3 protein-coding genes and 1 pseudogene are annotated in these 2,118 nt (G+C 64.2%); all 4 read right to left on the bottom strand.

All coding sequences use genetic code 11. The features are described from left to right. Positions 1-274 (bottom strand): annotated as a pseudogene (gene tolB / locus EN925_RS33080) (Tol-Pal system protein TolB); the annotation flags it as partial. A 40-nt stretch (positions 275-314) separates the two neighbouring features. Further along, complete coding sequence (locus tag EN925_RS33075) at positions 315-1,472, bottom strand: TonB family protein (protein ID WP_013529147.1); 1,158 nt, start codon at positions 1,470-1,472, stop codon at positions 315-317. Positions 1,473-1,479: 7 nt separating this feature from the next. After that, complete coding sequence (tolR, locus tag EN925_RS33070; RefSeq protein WP_023811855.1) at positions 1,480-1,932, bottom strand: protein TolR; 453 nt, start codon at positions 1,930-1,932, stop codon at positions 1,480-1,482. A 10-nt stretch (positions 1,933-1,942) separates the two neighbouring features. Beyond that, positions 1,943-2,118, bottom strand: a 176-nt coding sequence (locus tag EN925_RS33065) for a MotA/TolQ/ExbB proton channel family protein (protein ID WP_206633060.1), incomplete at its 5' end; no start/stop codon positions are given.

The following is a 2,118-nucleotide window of genomic DNA, read 5'->3' as shown; positions in this document are numbered from 1 at the left end:
GTGCTGCATCGGGGTTGGTGATTTTCTCGATAAAGGCGCTCTTGTCGATCGGAGCGAACAGACCCGAACGCTTCAAATCGGCGGTGACGATCTGCGAAATCTGCGCCCCAAGCGCGTCGCCGCCCTGGAAATCCGTGATGGCGATCGGCAGCGGCTCGACGTTGCCCTTGTTGACGTTGAGCTCGACGAGCGCCAGCGCCGGCAACGTGCCTGCCGCGGTCATGCCCATCGCCATTGCTGCGACCATCAGGAGCGGCTTGAGGATTGATTTCATGTCTTCTCGCTTCTCGTACTGATTTTCGGATGACAGGGCCTTAGAGGCCGAGCATCTCCCTTGGATCGAAGGTGACGCGGACGTCGGCCCAGATGTCCTGCTTGCCGGCGGGAACTTGCAGGCCGGTGACATCGCATTTTTGCACCGCACGAACGGCACTTTCGTCGAACTGGCGATTCCCGCTCGACTTTTCGACCGCCGGGCGCCCGTCCAGCTTACCGGATGCATCCAAGTTGAACCGCACCACGACGAGGAAGTTCTCGGAACCTTCAAGGCCGACAGGAAGGGTCCAGCAGCCGCCGAGCTGGCTTTCCAGGGCACCCATTTCGGACCTGGAAAGCTTCTGACCTTGGTCCTTGTCGCCGCCGAGCGACGCCTGCTGGGTCGAGCGCTTGGCGCCCCCGCCGGATGGTTTCTGCTTGTCGAGGAGCGCGGAGATCTCGTCGGCGTTGAATTGCTTGTCATCGGATTTCGGCTTCGACGACGCTTCCTTGACCGGCTTGTCGGCGTCCTTGCGCTCCGGCGCCTTGGCGCTTTCGGCCTGCGCCGGCTGCGGCTTCGGCCGCGCTTCCGGCGCGGGAGCGGAATCCGGCAGCTGCGTCGCCTCGGCGGGCGGCTCCTGCGCTATGGCTTCAGCGACGGCGTCGGGCTTGACCTCGGGCGTCGGATCGATGGCAGCGGTCTTGTCCTGCGGCGGCGGGGTCGGCGCCGGCTTGGCCGGTGTCGGCTTGGGATCGGCCTGCTTGACCGGCTCGGGCTTGACCTCTTCCTTGGGCGTCGGCGCCGGCGCCACTTCCGTTGCCGGGGTGGGCTTGGGCTTCTCCTGCGGCTTCGGCACGTCCTCGGGCTTCGGCTTTTCGATCGGGGTCGGCGCGGGCGGCGGAGCCGAGGTCATGTCGACGGGCTTCGGCTTGGCTTCCGGCGTTATCGGCTTGTCGGTGTCGACGCTGTTCTCGCCGACCTTCTGCGCATCCGGAACGATGTCCGGGCGCTGCGTCGGCACAGGCGCCGGCTTTTCATGCATCACGGCCTTCTTGTCGCCCTGCAACGTCTGCGCAATGGCTTCCATCGGCACGATATCGACCGCGACCGACTCGACGTCGGACGACGGAAGTGCCGCCGGCGCCGTCAGCGTGAACAGGCCGAAGGTCAGCGCCGCCGTATGCAAGATGACCGATGTGGTGAGGCCGGTCTTCATCGCGCGTCTACTGGTCCTGTTCCTGCAGTGAAACCAGGCCGATGTTCTTGTAGCCAGCGGCCGAAATACGGGCCATCACCTTCATCGCCGTACCATAGTCGGTGGACTTGTCGCCGCGGATGAAGATGCGCTCCTCATAGCCGGTCTTGGAAATTGCCTGCAGCTTGGCTACCAGCTCCTCGATCGGGATTTCGGTTTCCTGCAGATAAATCTGGCCGGCGGCGTTGATCGAGACGGTGATCGGCTGCGTGTCGGCATTCATCGCCTTAGCCTGCGTATCCGGCAGGTCGATCGGCACGCCGACCGTCAGCATTGGTGCCGCGACCATGAAGATGATCAGCAGCACCAGCATCACGTCGACCATCGGCGTGACGTTGATCTCGGACATCAGTGCATGGTGACGGCCGCGCCGCCTGTGGCCGCGCCCGCCGCGTCCTCCCATGCCCATGGACATACCCATCTGCTACTCCTCAGGCCTTGGGGGCCACTTTTTCATCGATTTGGCGCGAGAGTATGGCGGAGAACTCGTCGGAGAATCCTTCCATGCGCACGGCTATCTTGCTCGCGTCGGACGACAGCTTGTTGTAGGCGATGACGGCGGGAATGGCGGCGAGCAGGCCCATGGCCGTCGCCCGCAGCGCCTCGG

The organism is Mesorhizobium sp. M7A.F.Ca.US.006.04.2.1 (genome assembly GCF_004022915.1).
Taxonomy (GTDB): domain Bacteria; phylum Pseudomonadota; class Alphaproteobacteria; order Rhizobiales; family Rhizobiaceae; genus Mesorhizobium; species Mesorhizobium ciceri.
This window is presented reverse-complemented; position numbering and strand designations above follow the sequence as displayed.

Bases quoted from the DNA above. Each gene is read 5' to 3' on its own strand.
- EN925_RS33075 (WP_013529147.1), bottom strand. From the start codon at position 1,472: ATGAAGACCGGCCTCACCACATCGGTCATCTTGCATACGGCGGCGCTG.
- tolR (WP_023811855.1), bottom strand. From the start codon at position 1,932: ATGGGTATGTCCATGGGCATGGGAGGACGCGGCGGGCGCGGCCACAGG.